Annotated in this window: 18 protein-coding genes and 1 tRNA gene; 16 read left to right on the forward strand and 3 right to left on the reverse strand. The window is 62.0% G+C overall.

The genetic code is table 11. The annotated features are described in order from the left end of the window. Positions 1–2: 2 nt before the first annotated feature. Positions 3–515: a hypothetical protein gene (locus tag ACT3TS_RS01970; protein WP_444529799.1), complete on the forward strand. Its 513-nt coding sequence runs from the start codon at positions 3–5 to the stop codon at positions 513–515. 41 nt (positions 516–556) lie between these two features. Here the strand turns inward: ACT3TS_RS01970 and ACT3TS_RS01975 are convergent, their stop codons facing one another. From ACT3TS_RS01975 to ACT3TS_RS01985, 3 genes are all read right to left on the reverse strand, one after another. Then, positions 557–1,207: an SAF domain-containing protein gene (locus ACT3TS_RS01975; RefSeq protein ID WP_444529800.1), complete on the reverse strand. Its 651-nt coding sequence runs from the start codon at positions 1,205–1,207 to the stop codon at positions 557–559. 288 nt (positions 1,208–1,495) lie between these two features. Next, on the reverse strand, positions 1,496–1,861 hold the full coding sequence (locus ACT3TS_RS01980; protein ID WP_444529801.1) for an FmdB family zinc ribbon protein: 366 nt from the start codon (positions 1,859–1,861) through the stop codon (positions 1,496–1,498). Between the two features lie 153 nt (positions 1,862–2,014). Beyond that, complete coding sequence (locus ACT3TS_RS01985) at positions 2,015–2,695, reverse strand: 5-formyltetrahydrofolate cyclo-ligase (protein WP_444529802.1); 681 nt, start codon at positions 2,693–2,695, stop codon at positions 2,015–2,017. An 80-nt stretch (positions 2,696–2,775) separates the two neighbouring features. On the opposite strand from ACT3TS_RS01985, the gene galU reads away from it, so the two are divergent. The 15 genes from galU to ACT3TS_RS02060 all read left to right on the forward strand — a co-directional run. After that, a complete protein-coding gene (galU, locus tag ACT3TS_RS01990; RefSeq protein ID WP_444529803.1) occupies positions 2,776–3,678 on the forward strand; it encodes a UTP--glucose-1-phosphate uridylyltransferase GalU in 903 nt (300 codons plus the stop codon). Between the two features lie 4 nt (positions 3,679–3,682). Further along, a complete protein-coding gene (locus tag ACT3TS_RS01995; protein WP_444529804.1) occupies positions 3,683–4,297 on the forward strand; it encodes a GNAT family N-acetyltransferase in 615 nt (204 codons plus the stop codon). A gap of 205 nt (positions 4,298–4,502) precedes the next feature. Beyond that, complete coding sequence (locus ACT3TS_RS02000) at positions 4,503–5,321, forward strand: hypothetical protein (protein WP_444529805.1); 819 nt, start codon at positions 4,503–4,505, stop codon at positions 5,319–5,321. A 105-nt stretch (positions 5,322–5,426) separates the two neighbouring features. Further along, positions 5,427–6,221, forward strand: a complete 795-nt coding sequence (locus ACT3TS_RS02005; RefSeq protein WP_444529806.1) for an SDR family oxidoreductase — start codon at positions 5,427–5,429, stop codon at positions 6,219–6,221. 142 nt (positions 6,222–6,363) lie between these two features. Then, positions 6,364–6,436, forward strand: a tRNA-Ala gene (locus tag ACT3TS_RS02010). 232 nt (positions 6,437–6,668) lie between these two features. Then, positions 6,669–7,211, forward strand: a complete 543-nt coding sequence (locus ACT3TS_RS02015; protein ID WP_444529823.1) for a PadR family transcriptional regulator — start codon at positions 6,669–6,671, stop codon at positions 7,209–7,211. A 5-nt stretch (positions 7,212–7,216) separates the two neighbouring features. Then, a complete protein-coding gene (locus ACT3TS_RS02020; protein ID WP_444529807.1) occupies positions 7,217–8,929 on the forward strand; it encodes an ABC1 kinase family protein in 1,713 nt (570 codons plus the stop codon). Positions 8,930–9,026: 97 nt separating this feature from the next. Further along, entirely contained in the window at positions 9,027–9,470 is a 444-nt protein-coding gene (locus tag ACT3TS_RS02025) for a Fur family transcriptional regulator (protein ID WP_444529808.1), read from the forward strand. A 141-nt stretch (positions 9,471–9,611) separates the two neighbouring features. Beyond that, positions 9,612–9,893 (forward strand): hypothetical protein, encoded by a 282-nt coding sequence (locus ACT3TS_RS02030; RefSeq protein ID WP_444529809.1) that lies wholly within the window; start codon positions 9,612–9,614, stop codon positions 9,891–9,893. Positions 9,894–10,765: 872 nt separating this feature from the next. After that, entirely contained in the window at positions 10,766–11,482 is a 717-nt protein-coding gene (locus ACT3TS_RS02035; RefSeq protein ID WP_444529810.1) for a FadR/GntR family transcriptional regulator, read from the forward strand. Between the two features lie 306 nt (positions 11,483–11,788). After that, on the forward strand, positions 11,789–13,090 hold the full coding sequence (locus ACT3TS_RS02040; protein WP_444529811.1) for an ABC transporter substrate-binding protein: 1,302 nt from the start codon (positions 11,789–11,791) through the stop codon (positions 13,088–13,090). Positions 13,091–13,180: 90 nt separating this feature from the next. Next, positions 13,181–14,107, forward strand: coding sequence for a carbohydrate ABC transporter permease (locus tag ACT3TS_RS02045; RefSeq protein WP_444529812.1), 927 nt, complete (start codon positions 13,181–13,183; stop codon positions 14,105–14,107). A 128-nt stretch (positions 14,108–14,235) separates the two neighbouring features. Beyond that, complete coding sequence (locus tag ACT3TS_RS02050) at positions 14,236–14,985, forward strand: carbohydrate ABC transporter permease (protein WP_444529813.1); 750 nt, start codon at positions 14,236–14,238, stop codon at positions 14,983–14,985. Between the two features lie 80 nt (positions 14,986–15,065). Then, entirely contained in the window at positions 15,066–16,037 is a 972-nt protein-coding gene (locus ACT3TS_RS02055) for a phosphoglycerate dehydrogenase (protein WP_444529814.1), read from the forward strand. Between the two features lie 65 nt (positions 16,038–16,102). After that, positions 16,103–16,507, forward strand: a 405-nt coding sequence (locus ACT3TS_RS02060) for a dihydrodipicolinate synthase family protein (RefSeq protein ID WP_444529815.1), incomplete at its 3' end; no start/stop codon positions are given.

A 16,507-nucleotide genomic window follows, 5' to 3' on the forward strand; every position in this document is an offset into this window, starting at 1 on the left:
GCATGGCCACGCCACCAAAAATACCGGGCATGGGCGCGTTCACGGACAAGAACACGGGGACACCCAGACCCGCAGCTCCACGGCCGGTGATGGTGGCCGCGAGTTTGCTGGTTGTTGCCGCAGCCGTGCAGATCGTGGCCTCGGTCATGGCCGTGGCCTATGCAGTCTCGCCTGACCGCCTCGTGTCGATTCAAGCCCAGATCGACACCATGAGCGGTTCCGTGCCGAGCGTTGAATCCATGCGCAACATGGGTGTGATCACCGTGGTCTTGGCAGGCGTGGCCACGGTCTGCGCTTATTTGTTGTTTGCCTTGTTTCTGCACAAGGGCCGGTCCTGGGCCCGGGTTGCGGTGGGCATGCTGGTGGTGCTGACCCTGACACAGCTGGTGGGATTCACCCTGCCGCAGGGCCTGACCACCGCGGCACAGATCGTGCTCGGTGGCATCGCTGTGGGCTTGTGCTATTTGCCTGCGCCCAACAATTATTTCGCGGCCGTGAAGGCCGCCCGCAACTAACCGGGCCCAGACACCAGGACAGGGAAGCGGCCACCTGAGCGTCAATTCAGCAGGATCAGGAATACTTTTCCGCGGTTGATGGCGCCCGCCAGCTGAACGGACTGGCTGGCCGACGCCGCCACGACGACAATTCCCTCGTTGTCCTGTGCCGGGAGCAGCCCGCCGCCTGACTTGGCCAGGGAAGGTGTCCACAGGACTGGCACATTTTCTGCCAGCACCTCATTGCTGACGGGCCCGTCCAGGCCTTGGCTGCTGCTCAACACCACTGTGACCAGCTGGCCCTGGTGCAACAGCGCGAGGGTGGACGGATCGCTCAACCGCAGGGGCACAGCCTGGCTCCCGGAAGGGGCCCCAATCAGCAAGCCGTTTCCCAGCAGCGATGCATCCGTGAGCACTTCGCCGCGGCGGACGGGGCCGGACACCTGTTCTCCCTCCCAGCCGCCTGGCAGGCCTGCGCCTGCCGCAGACCCAGCCGTGACAGCAGCCGGCAGCAATGCGCCGTCGGGCACCATGCGCGGACCAACCGTGGCGGCCAGCAGATCGTCCCTGGCAAGAATGTGGCCTGCCGGAAGATCGTGGGCGGCAACGAGCACAGTGGTGGTTGCCGGGCTGGCAGGGGTGAGCTGTTGTACGGCAATGGCTGCCGCAGCACAGAGCAGGAGGGCCGCGAACAGCCGCCGACGGCGTGCCACAAGCCGAAGTAACTTGTGGATCGGTGACGGTGCCGCAGCGCGTCCCGACCAGGAACGGGAGCTCCAGGCGGGGCCCGGATAAACGGGCGGGCTTGGGGGAGTGCGTGCCGACTTCATGAGGCAACGCTAGGCCGGCCATCAGGCCCGCAACAGGTGCGCTTGGCTGATAGTGCACAGCCTGGCGCCCAGCTGGGCCTGTGGGGGAATTACCCTGTGGGAAAATGCAGCGGAAGTCCGATGCTCCGTGGACGGCCCATGCTGCGGCGGTCCATTGTCAGCTGGGGACGGTCAGCTGGACACACCGGCGGATGCGGGGCTCTTGGCCGCCTTGGTGCCCGAGGCTGAATTGCCCGAGCCTGATTTGCCAGAAGCGGTGCTGCTCGACTCCGAGGACTTGGCCGGGGCGGGGCTGTCGGACGACGCGCTTGCGGAGTCTGAGGCGCCCGCGGCGGATGCTGCCGGAATCGAGTTGGCGGCCGAGCGTGAGTCAGTGCGGTAGAAACCTGAACCCTTGAACACCACACCCACGGAATTGAACTTTTTGCGCAGGTTTCCGCGGCATTCCGGGCAGACAGTCAGGGAGTCATCGGTGAACGACTGCTGGATGTCAAAGGCGTGGCCGCAATCTTTGCAGGCGTAGGCGTACGTGGGCACTGAATTTCCTCCTGGATACATGCGTCGGGACCCTGTGATCACCAGTCGCGTGGCTGGCAGTCCATGGTCCCAAGTGCTGATTCTACCATCTGCAGCTAAAACGCCCGCCGGAGCCCGGTCATTCCCGACGGGGCGGCGCTGCAGGCTGCGGCTTCACCGCCGCCGGGCCCCACCGGCGCCCACCAGCAGGTGTCCGGCCGGGGTGATCACGCAATCAACCGGAACATCCAAGGCGTCATGGGGGAGCAGCCCCGCTGCCAGGGCCTCATGCTCAAGGACGACGGCGGCGACGGGAACCGAGGCGGTCCCCGCCAAAAACCTGTCATAGTAGCCGCCGCCCTGCCCCAGTCGCACCCCTGAGCCGTCCGCGGCAAGCGCCGGGACCAGGATCGCCCGGACGGAATCCAGCCCGTCAAAGGGGAGCCGGGGACCAGAGGGTTCCATGACGGGGGCCAAGCGGCTTCGGACCAGCTCCACACCCGGGTGCCACGGCGTCCAGCTGAGCTGTTGGCCGGGTTCACAGACAGGCACATGAACGGCGTATCCGGCATCCGCCAAGGCTTCCAGGAGCGCACCCGTCGGCGGCTCCGCACCGGTGGAAATGTAGGCGCAGACAACTGGCCCAGCCCCGCCGGCAGCGTCAGGACGGCCGCCTGCGCCGGGACCAGAACCCCCGCCGCCAGCGGAGGAAGCGAGCGAATCCAGCCAGCCCAGCCCCGCACGGGACAGGCCCTCGCCAAGGGCAGCCCACGCGGCAGTCGAAGCGGCGGAGCGGGCTTCCTGGCGTCGGGCGCGCAGCGTGGCTCGCCAGGCTGCCTTCTCAAGTGTGCTCATGCTGGTCCTGTCATGCTGTGGAAAACTACCGTTGCTGCCATTATCCGTGGTTTTCGGGCAGTTTCAGCTAACCTAAGGGCATGACTTCTGCAAAAACTGTACGCAAGGCCGTTATCCCCGCCGCTGGCTTGGGAACACGTTTCTTGCCCGCAACCAAGGCAATGCCCAAGGAAATGCTGCCGGTGGTGGACAAGCCCGCCATCCAGTACGTGGTTCAGGAAGCCGTCAGCGCCGGCCTGACCGACGTGTTGATGATTACGGGGCGCAACAAGCGTGCCCTCGAAGACCACTTTGACCGTGTTCCGGTGACGGAGCAGCTGCTGGAGGCAAAAGGCGACACCGAGCGTCTCGCCGCGATCCAGCACGCCACCGACCTGGGTGAAATTCATTACGTCCGCCAGGGCGACCCCAAGGGCCTGGGGCATGCAGTGTTGCGTGCCAAGACCCACGTGGGCGACGAGCCGTTTGCCGTGCTCCTTGGTGATGACCTGATCGACGAGCGCGACGAACTGCTGACCACCATGATTGAGGTGCAGCAGCGCACCGGCGGTTCCGTGATCGCCTTGATCGAGGTTCCGCAGGACAAAATTTCCGCCTATGGCTGTGCCGACATGACAGTTGTGGAGGGCGAAAACTACGTCCGCGTCAACCACCTCGTGGAGAAGCCCTCGGTTGAAGAAGCTCCCTCCAACCTGGCCGTCATTGGCCGCTACGTGCTGCACCCGTCCGTGTTCGAGGTTCTCGAAAACACGCCCCCGGGCCGCGGCAACGAGATCCAGCTGACCGACGCCCTGCAGACCCTTGCCACCAGGGAGGGCGAGGGCGGCGGCGTGTACGGCGTGGTGTTCTCCGGCCGTCGTTACGACACCGGCGACAAGCTCAGCTACCTGAAGGCAGTCGTCACCCTGGGTTGCGAAAACGAAGAACTCGGTGATGACCTGCGTGAGTGGCTGGGCGAGTTCGCAGCCGACTTCAAGAGCTAATTGCGTGTGGGGGCAGGCCATCTGGCCGGTGACCTTGGAATGTGGTGATTTGGTCCTGCGCCCCATCAAACTTCGCGACAAGGCCGAATGGACGCGCGTGCGCAACCGCAACTCGGCCTGGCTGCAGCCGTGGGAGGCCAGCAACCCCGCCGGGCAGGGCGAGCTGCCCACCTATTCGGGGATGGTGCGGGTCTTGAACCGGCAGGCTCGCGAGGCTTCCGCCCTGCCGTTCATCATCACCGAGCGGATCCCCGAACAGCCCCGGCCGGCCATTGTTGGCCAGCTGACGGTGTCCTCGATCATGTGGGGCTCCGCCATGTCGGCCACCCTGGGATATTGGGTTGACCAGGGGCGTGCCGGCCGCGGCATTGTCCCCACGGCGGTGGCCATGGCCACCGACCACTGCTTCCAGCAGCTGGGCCTGCACCGGATGGAAATCAACATCCGGCCGGAAAATGCGGCCAGCCTCCGGGTGGTGCAGAAATTGGGATTCCGGGACGAGGGCCTGCGCCCGCGGTACCTGCACATCAACGGCCAGTGGGCCGACCACCGCAGTTTCGCGCTCACGGCCGAGGAAGTTCCCGGGGGAATCCTCAACCGGTGGCTTGCCGCCCGGTAGGCGGCACACATGACCGGCACTCGGCAGTCCACCACGGCGGCGGGTGGGCCGATCCGGCGTCGGGCATCAGAAAGCGCTGATTTCTTCCCTTACCCGGCGACACACCGCCAGTAATGCCGGTGGGGACATGTTTCCCCTTTAGGGTTGAAATGTGGCCGGACACGAGATGCCAGTCCACCCAATCCAGCAGTTGCAGGAGACGTCAATGGAAAGCATTACTTCCGACGCCCACACCCACGTGGAGCCGGGACCTTCAACGGCCATGCCCTCGGCTGCTGGGAATTCGCTGAGAATTCGGTGGAGCAGGACTTTTATTGCCCTTCTGGGCTTGATTGCGCTGTTTACTGCGGGCATCTCCGGCGCGCTCAATGTGTTTTCGATGGGGTCGGCAACGCTGGCCTGGACGTCGCTGGCAGTGTTCGCGGCGGTCGTTGTCGGGCTGCGCATGCTGGCCGTCCGTGACCAGTCCGCCCGCCGTGCCGCACGCCTTGGCGCAAGTGCGACGGCGAACCAGGCAGCCGGGGAATCGGCTGCTGACGCTGTGGAACTGAAGGAGACGACGCTCTTCGACGGGGCCGAGGGCAGCGAACCGGCTCCCGCGCAGAAGCCGCTCACCGCCGAAGAGCTGCGTGCCGCCGCGCTGCGTGTGGCTGCAAAGGGAACTGCCGACGCCAAACTGGCACACACCCAGACCCTGGCCGAGGGCAAGCTCGAAGCTGAAACGTGGGAGCCCGTCGAGGTTCCCGTCCCCGGCTATGTGACGGCCAACCGTGCACTGACGTTGGAGAAGCCGCTGGTGCTTCCCGAGGTTCCGAAGTCCGCCGGCACCTCGATCAGGGCCGACCAGGCCGGTGTAGGCGTCGCAGGTGAACGCGACGGTGTCGTTGCTGTTCCTGACGCTCCTGCCGTTTCCGGCGGGAAGTCTGAGAAGGCCGCCAAGCCTGAAAAGCACGTGGCCGCCTCCGAGCGCGGAACCCACGCACTGAACAATTTGGACGACGTCCTCCAGCGCCGCCGCGCCTAACACTCTTTCACCCGGTGCCCGCCGCGCCGCTCTTTGGCCGCGACACTGCGGAACCTTTGATTCCCGCTGTTCTCTTGTCCGCAGCTCAGGCGTAGGGTGAGCTTCATGGTGATGATTGCTGTGGCAGGGGGAACCGGTCTGGCCGGGCGTGCTGTTGTGGAACACGCGGTTGCGGCGGGCCACCAGGTGCGGTCGTTGAGCCGCCACCGGCCAGCCGGTGGCAAGCGGGTGGCAGGTGTTGACTACCGCCAAGCCGACTTTCATTCGGGAGAGGGCGTTTCCGCCGGGCTCGAAGACGTGGATTGCCTGATTGAGACCCTCGACGCCCGCTCCGGTGCCGCGCTGCGGTCCCTCCCTGTCATGTCCGTGAGTGTCCTGGCGGCTGCGGAGGCGGCAGGTGTTGCCCGCTGCGTGCTGCTGACGATTGTGCGTGCCGGAGAGTGCCCCGCAGGCTACTATCAGGCACAGGCAGCCCGTGCGCTGAGTTATGAAGGTGCAGCCATGCCGACCACGGTGGTCTTTTGCACGCAATTCCACAACCTGCTGGCCGGCATCTTTGCCGGGGGAGCCAAAGTGGGACTCGTGCCTGCGTTTAAGGGTGTTTCCATCCAACCAATTGCGACGGCGGATGTGGCACGTGTGCTGGTCGAAGAAGCCCTGGTGGGTGGCACGGAGCGCAAAAGTGTTCATATTGGCGGGCCCGCCGTGACGACAATGAAAGACCTGGCGCAGGTCTGGAAGACTGCCACCGGGAGCAAGGCAATGGTTACTGTCATGCCGCTGCCGGGAGCATTTGGTGCGTTCCTGCGGGCAGGCAAGAACCTGGTTCCCGAGCACACGGTGGGGACTGTCGGGTTCGGCGACTGGTTGGCAGCACGCTCCGGTGTTGGCACCGCCTGACCCTCTGTGGCCGTCCGAACGCTGGGGCGCGCGGGCCTTCCGGCGATCAGTGCATCGTGTCAGCCTTTTGGTTTGGGAAACTGCGCCTTGCGGGTTTATTCTGGAAAAGTGGCGGTGCAGGCAGCGATGCCGGCGCCGGCGCGGGGCTATGGCGCAGTTGGTAGCGCGCCTCGTTCGCATCGAGGAGGTCAGGAGTTCGAATCTCCTTAGCTCCACCCTCAACCCTCTCCGACCTGCGGAAGCGCCGGTCGGAGAGGGTTTTTGTGTGCCCAGCAACGGACCCTGGCACGAGGCTCTAGCTTGCAGGGCCAAGGCCCAGCTGGTTTCGACTGAAAGAGTTGCGTGCGGCGTCCCGGGTGCGTCTCGCTGAACCATTGCCATCGCGTTCACCGGGGTATATCGTTAGCTATCGTTGGGTATCGTTAGCGATTGACGGAGGAGAGCATGATGCATAATTCATTTCCTGTAGGCGGATTCATGGGCAACAACCTCGATGGCATGTGGCAGGCCGTGGAGGAGTTCCGGTCACGGTTCGAAAAGCGCGCCGGCACCCGTGCAGGCCGAGGAGAATTGCGCTCGGCGGTGCTGGCGCTGCTCGCGGAGCGGCCCATGCACGGTTACCAGATCATCCGGGAAATCGAGGAACGCAGCGGCGGCAGCTGGAAGCCGAGCGCCGGCTCCATTTACCCCACGCTGCAGCTGCTGGCCGACGAGGGACTGGTCAGCGCGGAAGAGTCCAATGGCCGCAAAAACTACACGCTGACCGAGGCAGGCCGCGAAGAGGTTTCGAATGCCGAAACGTCGGCACCCTGGGAATCTGCCGGGCAGGCATCCGGACCAGGGTTCTCGGCGCTGCCCAAGGCAGGCGTGGAGCTGGCCCAGGCCGCAGCCCAGGTGGGACGCACCGGCACGACGAAGCAGGTGCAGGAGGCTGTGACGGTGCTTGAAGAGGCACGTCGCCGGCTGTATTCGATCCTCGCGCAGGACTAACAAGGATGGCGCCGGCTGGACGCGGCAGGACGGAGCCGGTGCCAGGTGCCGGGGACGCCCGGGCCCGATACCGCCGGATTCTGCGCTTTGCCGCGTGGCATCTGGCGGTGACCTGGTGGTTTGAGCTGCTCCTGCCCCGCATCGGGCTCGGCAAGGTGGCTGAGCGAACCCGGGCACGGCGGATGCGGAAGTTCGCGCAGCGCTTCCACGCCCTCGCGGTGGAGCTGGGCGGCCTGATGATCAAGGTCGGTCAGTTCATGTCATCCAGACTCGATGTACTCCCGCCGGAGATCACTGCCGAACTGGAGGGCCTGCAGGATGAGGTGCCGCCCGTCCCGTTCCCTGCCATCCGGGCGCTTGCCGAGGCCGAGCTGGGTGCACCGCTGGAAGCGGTGTTCGCATTTGTCGATGAAGTGCCCATCGCTGCGGCATCTCTCGGACAGGCGCACCGGGCACAACTTCTGCCCGGAAACGCCGCAGACACCGGGCTCGACAGCGTGGTCGTGAAGGTGCAGCGGCCGGGCATTGACGCGATCATCGACGTCGATCTGGCCGCGCTGCGGAAAGTGGGCGGCTGGCTCGGACGTCTTCGCTTCGTGTCCAAACGTGCCAACGTGCCGGCCCTGGTGGAGGAGTTTGCGAAGACCAGCCTCGAGGAAATCGACTACCTCAACGAGGCGGCCAATTCGGAACGCTTTGCCGCTGATTTTGTCGGCGACGACAGGGTCACCGTGCCCGGCGTCGTATGGGAGCGGACCACCCGGCGGGTACTCACGCTCGAGGATGTGACGGCCATTAAGATCACTGATTCCCAGGCGCTTCTGGCCGCCGGGATCGATCCTGCGCAAGTGGCCCCGGTATTTGCTTCGATCATGTTCGACCAGCTGTTCGCCAGCGGTTTCTTCCACGCCGACCCGCACCCCGGCAACATCTTTGTCACTCCGACTGCCGACCCAGCCGCGGAGCGGCCATGGAGGCTGACGTTCATCGATTTCGGCATGATGGGCGAGGTGCCGGCGAAGACGCGCAGCGGACTGCGAAAACTGCTGATCGCGGCCGCCTCGCGGGACGGCAAGGGCCTGGTCTCGGCTATTGGCGACGTCGGTGTGCTGGTGCCGTCGACCGACACGGCGGAGCTTGAACGGGCAATGACGCAGCTGTTCGCCCGCTTTGGCGGGATGGGGTTCGCCGAGTTGCGCGAGGTTGACCCGCGCGAGTTCCAGGATTTTGCCGGGGAGTTTGGCGAGGTGGTCCGCTCACTGCCGTTCCAGTTGCCGGAGAACTTTTTGCTCATCATCCGCGCCATGTCGCTGACCTCGGGAGTGTGCAGTTCCCTGGACGCCCGATTCAATTTATGGGACTCGGTGGAACCCTATGCGGGGCAACTGCTGCGCGAGGAGCGCGGCAACCTCGTCAAGGACGTGGCCGCCCAGGCCCTCGACACTGCCGCTGTCACCTTCGGTCTGCCGAAACGTCTGGACGGGCTCCTCACCCGTCTCGAGTCCGGTTCGCTGCCGGTGGCCAGTCCCCGACTCGAACGGCGGCTGGCGCGGCTGGTCCGCGCAGCGCAGCAAGTGGCGTCCGCGATGATCTTCGGTGCACTGCTGATCGCCGGGGCCGTGGTTCGCTCCGGGGACACCGTTTTGGGCAACGTGCTGATGATCGTGGCGGTGCTGCCGCTGCTGCATGTGTTCTGGATGGGACGACGGCGGCGCTGACGCCAGGTGCCCGGGACCCGTCAACGGCTCACAACGCCACGGGTGACGGGACTAACAGTTGTTTTGAGTAACTCAAAACAACTGTTAGGATGAAGGCATGGCATTGGACGCGCAGCAAGAGGCTCTGGCGGGTCGACTCAGATCGGCCCAGTTGAAGGTGACGGCACCGCGCGTCGCAGTTCTTGGTGTGCTCTCCGGCCAGGGGCACCTGGATGCGGACACAATATTTTCCGCAGCCGCCACGCACTTGCCAAAGACTTCCCTGCAGGCTGTCTACGGAGTGCTGGCTGCACTGGTCTCTGCAGGACTGGTACGCAAGATCGAGCCGGCAGGCTCAGCGGCGCTGTACGAGGCCCGGGTGGGCGACAACCACCACCACCTCGTCTGCCTCAACTGCAAGACAGTTGAGGATGTGGATTGCGTCATCGGCGAAAGCCCGTGCCTGACGCCGTCGAACGTGAATGGCTTCGCCATCCAAGTTGCGGAGATTACCTTTTGGGGCATCTGTTCCGCGTGCCAACCGGCCACGGCTGACGCCTAGCCCGCCGCGCAAGCGGCAACGCAAACAACAAACCCACCGGCGGGTTGAATCAGCAATGCCGCCACCCACCACATGACGTGGCGTCATTCGCCGCGCCCCCATCAAGCAACCCCAGAATCAAGCAACACCAGAGGAGCTATCTTGAACAACTCATTTGAATCATCCAGCCACCCCTTCATCCGGACTTTCCTGACGGAATCAACCGACGGCGCGGCAACCATGGTGGGCGGCTCACCGGCTGCACGCACACCCGCTGCCGGAACGTACGTAACGACAGACGCACCCCGCAACGGACATGCGGGAACGTACGTAACGACAAACGCACCCCGAACCGGGGGGATGGGAAACTATGTGAGCACAGCCGCCAGTCCCGCCGGGCAGCCAGGATCGTACGTGACAAGCGAATTCCGTTCCTCGAAATAATCGCCGACCGCTGCCGGATGGTGTCTCGCATCTGGGAAGCCGACCTAGTTCAAAGCCCGTAACCATTCAGGGGCCGAGACCCGGCATCCGGCGGTGCGGTTCCGGCCCGATCACGAAATCTGTAAGCTCGCGAAGCCCATCAGAAGTTGGGCGTGAGCCGGCATTCCGGAAGGGGCGAGTGCCGTTTCGTACCTCGATTCGCTGGCACCATCCTTCGGACGCGGGTTGGTAGACTGGCGCCCGCATGATGGCAGTTCCAACCACCCGCACCGGGAGGCAGCTCATGGGCTGCCCCCGGTTTTGTGCTTGGTGGGTGGCTCGCTGGCATGTTTCTGGTCGGGATGCTGGCCATGCACGTGGTCATTCCGCGCGTTGCCGCTGCTGGTGAGGGTCCGACGGCGGTAATGCCGGCACCTCACGGGGAAGCGCCCGCTGTTCCGGCTTCAGCGTTCCACCGATTTTCAGGCGCACCCTGCATGATTGCGTGCGCCAACTGCGCACCCGGGCAGCTTTCGGTGGACAAGGGTGCTTGATCGCGAATCCCTTGGCGACGCTCCTTCTGCTGCCGCCCAGGCCGTCTTCTGCGGTGGTCGTGACGGCGTGGTTCACGAAGCGGCCGCTTTGACCCGGCCATAGCATGTTCCAGACAGCCCGAGAACAGCCTTTAGTGACCCTGCCCGAGTCCTACTCGCACCGTCTATGGCGACCGTCCCGACTCTGCGGAAAACGCCAAAACGTGTTGCTGATTTTTTCCCGGAGGAAAAGAGCGCGCAGCAACTGCCCCGAGTTATTCTCAACAAGTCGAAACTGTATCCCAATGCAGAAACGGGCCCGGCGCAGTTTGCCGACGACTGGCCGCTAGGCTTGGTTCCATGGCCACATATCTGCAGAGAACACTGGATCGCTTGGGGAACGACATTGTCAGTGGAGTGCTGCCTGAAGGGCATGTGGTGACAACGCAACAACTTGAAGTGGATCTTGGGGTGTCGCATTCGGTCATGCGTGAGGCTGTTCGGGTACTGCAGACAATCGGCATGGTGAGCAGCGTCCAGCGCGTGGGGGTAAAAGTGCTCCCGGCCGAATCCTGGAACTACTTTGACCCGCTGATTATCAGCTGGCGGCTCGCCAGCGGTTCCAGCGTGGCACAGCTGCGCTCTCTCAGTGAGTTGCGTACGGCCGTCGAGCCGATGGCTGCATCGCTGGCGGCGAGCCATGGCCCGGACGAACTATGCGCCTTGCTGCTCAGCCTGGCCGGTGAGCTTCGGTCAGTCGTGAGGTCAGGGGACTACCAGCGCTTTGTTGAAATCGATGTGGAGTTCCACGCCACCCTTTTGGCTGCCTCGGGCAATGAAATGTTCGCCCTGCTGCGCGGCGTTCTGGGGGAAACCGTCTCCGGACGAAGCGAACTGGGCCTCTTGCCGGAGCTGCCGGATGAAGAATCTTTGCAGTTGCATGTGGACTTGGCAGATGCCATTCAAGGCCGCCGCCCCGGCGACGCCCGCAACATCGCCGACAGGCTGGTCTGCGCGATCAATGATGAGCTCGAATCGACTTGGTCGGGAACACCAAGGGTCTTTCCGGGACACTAGCTCCTGCCGGCGGGCACCAAACAACATCATTTTTGGTGACCCGGCTCATGAAATAAGTTAAAAAGATGATTATTAACTTGTTTCGATAGATATAAGATGCTTTCATTGAGAGGGCGTTGTGGTTTGCACCACTTTGCCGACTGACTAGGTCACCACCCAGACATCCGTGATGTCAATCATCCTCAGCTCGAATCTGAGGTCGCGTCCTGATCACGTCTTCGCATTGTCAATGAAGAACCCATCTATACAGCTGGCATGTACATCCGCTGGCGCAAGCATTCCAGGCATGCACAAGGGAGCAGAAACATGAAAGACAATTCACGCAGGTGGTCGCTGACTAAGTTCGCGACAACGGTTACGTGCTCAATTTTTCTCCTGTCCGGATGTTCCGGGACTACCGGCGGCGAGAACGGCTCAGGTGAAACCATCAACGTCAACTTGGCCGCAGGGTCGTGGACGAACACCGTCAAGGAACTGCTGCCGGAGTTCGAACGCCAAACGGGCGTTAAGGTGGAGCTCAATGTCCTGGGACTGGATCAGCTTGACAGCCAGTACCAAGTCAAGCTGAATGCGCAGTCCAGGGATGTGGACGTCATGGTCTACCGCCCGTCGCAGTCGAACATGCTCTTCGCCGACAACGGCTGGCTGGAGGACCTCACCGATAGGGTCGAAACTGACGCGGCATGGGACTGGGACGATTTTACGGAATCGTCGCGCTCCGCCACCACAGTGGATGGCACTGTCTTTGGCATACCGCTCATGACCGAACGGGCCATTGTGTTTTACAACAAGGAGCTGTTTGCAGCGAAGGGCGTCCACGTGCCCACGAGCATGGATGAGCTGAGTGCGGCCGCCAAGAAGCTGACAAATCCTGAAACCGGCACTTATGGCATGGTCATGCGCGGCAAGGCCAATGCCGCCGTTACATCATTTTCAAGTTTCCTCTACAGCTTCGGCGGTGACTGGACCACCAATGATGGTGGGTCGGCACTGGATACGCCTGCGGCAGTCGATGCATACCAGTACTATGGCGACCTGGTCCGGAATTATGGCCCTCCAGGCGCCACCAGCCTCGAGGGCGCTGAAGCCAGGGGCATTTTCCAGCAGGGCAAGGCCGCCATGTACATCGATGCGGATTCCGGTGCGGGTCTGCTTGAAGACGAGACGCAGTCCAGTGTTGCCGGCAAGGTGGGCTACGCGCCCTTCCCCGCAGGACCGGCCGGCTCGCATCCCTATGATGTCACCTCGTGGGCGACAGGAATCAGCAAGTTCTCCGAGCACAAGGATGCCGCCTGGCAGTTCATCGAGTGGGCCTCATCCAGCGCTGTCCTTAACGCAGCAATGAGCGAGCAGAGTTCTCCTTCACCTCGACAATCTTCATGGGCTGATCCTGCCGTCACGGCAAGTTTCCCCAATGATCTTGTTGACATCTTCAATGAGTACAGCACGTCAGCGGTTGGACATGATCGCCCGCAGGTCATTCAAGTCAATAAAGCACGGGACATTGTTGGCGCGCCCATCACCGCTGCCATCGAGGACGGCGACGTGGCTGCGGTATCCAAGCAAGCCAGCAGTAAGTTTTCAGAATTTCTGAAGACCGACAAATAGCTCGCATTGTGCGGTCCGGCATCGTCCGGCCAGCAAGGCGTGGCATGGCCACGCAACGGCTACGACACATCAACAGACCGAGAGACCAGAATGGCACTGCAACTCCGAGAAACTAAAGATTCCCCTACCGCCAAGATTCAAAGATGGGTGGACCGCCACCTAAAGATCATCTTTACGATGCCGGCACTGCTTTTAGTATTAGCGCTCATCATCTATCCGTTGGTCTACACGGTGCAGCTTGCCCTGACGGATGCACGCAGGAGTACCTCAAGGGACAAGAACTTCATTGGACTGGAGAACTTCACAACACTTTTGACTGATACCGAACGGTTCTGGCCGGCGGTCGGGCGGACCGTGTACTTCACGGGAGCAGGTCTTGTGATCGAAACTATTTGTGCCCTGGGCTTGGCGCTTTTGTTGCGGAAAGCATTTCGCGGACAGGGCATTGTCAGGACAGCAATCTTATTGCCGCTGGTGGCAACACCGGTGGCTGTGGGCATGATGTGGATGCTGATTTTCCAGCCCAGCATCGGCGTTGCCAATGTAGTCGTCGACTGGTTTGGCATGCCCGCACAAGGTTGGCTGTCAGATCCCGATCAGACACTCAATACGCTGATATTCATGGACGTGTGGCAGTGGACCCCGATGATGGCTCTGATCCTCCTGGCCGGCCTGTCCAGTATTCCGGAAGAGCCCGAAGAGGCCGCTTTGGTGGACGGGGCCTCCTGGTTCCAGCGGCATATCTACGTCACGATCCCCATGCTGAAGCCCGCGATCTTCGCGGCGATCCTGCTTCGCGCCATTGATTCCCTGAAGACCTTCGACATCTTGTATGCGACCAAGGGAGCCGGCGGTGGCTCGAACCATGAAGCCGAGACCTTGAACGTCCTTGCGTACAGTTACAGCTTCGATTACCAGGACTATGGCATTGCCAGTGCCGTCCTCATATTGTTCCTGATCTTGATCTGCGGCGCTGTTGCCCTCGTCATGGTCTCCAGTAAGGCAGGATCCAAATGATAGATGTAATCACTTCCGTGCCCCAGAAACGCCCGGTCGCAGCAGTGCCTGCAAAACGGAGGCCCGCACGGCGAAAGAAGCTGTTGGGGTGGGCCCGGGTGGTCGCTATCGTTGTGGTGACTCTGGCGATGATACTTCCGCTCTTTTGGATGCTCCTGGCCTCGTTCAAGCAAAATGTGGACATTACGAATCCCGATGTTGTCTTCTTTGTGCCAACATTCCAGAACTACGTGAACGTCCTGTTCACCAATGACTTCCTGCGCTACGGCCTGAATAGTTTCATCATCGCCACGGCCGCAACGTTTATCGCCTTGGCCATCGGGCTGCCTGCGGCATATTCAATCAGCAAGTACAAGATGAAATCCGTGTCTGGATTCATTCTGCTGGCTCGAGTCATCCCCGGGATTAGCTTGTTGATCCCTTGGTACTACATCTTCGCCCAAATTGGGCTGGTGGGATCCTTCCGGGCGCTCATCATCACCCACATTTTCGTTAGTTTGCCGCTAATCGTGGCCATCATGTCCAGCTTCTTTGACGGCATGTCCACTGAGCTCGAAGAGGCCGGGCAAATTGATGGGCTGACAGTTGCCGGCACCTTCTTTAGGATTACGTTGCGGCTCGCCATGCCTGGAGTTGCCACGAGCGCCATCCTCTCCTTCATTTTCAGTTGGAACAACTTCCTGTTCGCCCTGATCCTTTCCGGGAAGAACACAACTACTTTGCCGGCCGCGCTGTACCAGTTCATCTCCTATTTGGGCGTTGACTGGGGAGGTCTTATGGCGGCATCCGTGGTCATTACAGTGCCCGTCATGATCGTGACAATCTTTCTTCAGAAGTACATCGTTGCAGGCCTTACCGCGGGGGCCACGAAGGGCTAAAGCCACAGGCTGCCCCGAAGTTTCAGCAGACATTTCGGTGAGCTCTGTTCGATTATTCAATTTTTATACAAGGACTAAAAGTGACACAGAACAAGGAAATTTTTCTCGGGCCCTCCTATTACCGGACACTTCTTCCTGAGGGCTTTAATATGCTCAAGGACCATGGGTATTCGTTGATCGAGAACAATACCGATGATGCGATCAGCCCCCAGGAGCTGCGGGACATGGGGCACGATCTGCATGGCGCGGTTGTGGGCATGGAAACGTGGGATGCCGCGGGCATGGACGCGCACCCGAATTTGAGGATTCTCTCGAAATGTGGCGTCGGGGTCGACAAGATCGACCTGAACGCCGCTCAAGAACGTGGCATCCTAGTGAGCAACACGCCCGGTCTGAACTCCAATGCTGTCGCTGAAGTGGCGATTGGCCTCATTATCAGCATCTTTCGCCAGCTTCCCTTGTCCCAAGCCGCCACAAAAAGTGGACAGCGAACCATCTTCAACGGTCCTGAACTGACCGGCAAGACTGTTGGGCTCGTCGGCATGGGCAGCGTGGGCGCGCACCTTGTACGGCGCCTGATGGGATTCGATGTCACCATCAAGGTCTACGACCCCTACCTTGCGTTGTCTGACGCTGGCGATTCATCCTTCCAACTCTGTGACTTGGACACAGTCCTTGGAACGTCAGACGTAGTGAGCCTGCACGCTCCACTGACTGACGAGACCCACCACATGATCAACGCCGCCACCCTGGGACGGTTCAAGCCCGGCAGCTACCTGGTCAACACGGCACGGGGCGGGCTTGTCGATGAATCGGCGCTGCGAGATGCGCTCACCAGCGGTAACTTGGCGGGTGCAGCCCTCGATGTTTTTGAGACTGAACCCGTGGATCCAAACAATCCGCTTCTTGGTCTGGGCAACGTTTTCTCGACGACGCACTTGGGTGCCAACTCCTTCGAAGCGGCTTCCGGAGTGGGGTTGGCCAATGCCCACGCAGTTATCGATGCCCTCAGCGGGCTGTCGCCTCAGAACTTGGTGACCTCATTTCACTAGCGCAGCCTTGATGACCACCCAACCCTGATGTTCCACCCAGCCAACACAATTTTGGAGTAATTCACGTGACTACCGTCGCAACCCGTTTCCAGGGCGTCATTCCCCCCGTTTGCACACCCCGCACAGCCGAAGGCGCCATCGACGTGCCCTCGCTGGAGAACCTCACCCGCCACCTGCTCGACGGCGGCGTGACAGGCCTGTTCGTCAACGGTTCCTCCGGTGAGGTGACCCACCTGACCAACGACGAGCGCGACACCGTGCTGACCACCATCGCCGGCGTCAACGCCGGACAGGTCCCCCTGCTGGTCGGTGCCGTGGAGCAGACCACCAACCGCGTTGTTGATGAGGCCCGCCGCATGGTCTCCCTCGGGGCCGACGGCATCGTGGCCACCAGCCAGTACTACGCCATCAGCAACGCCGAAGAGACCGGCCGCCACATCCGCACGGTTGCCGCTTCCGTTGACGTTCCC

It is taken from the genome of Specibacter sp. AOP5-B1-6 (assembly GCF_052376555.1).
Lineage (GTDB): Bacteria > Actinomycetota > Actinomycetes > Actinomycetales > Micrococcaceae > Specibacter.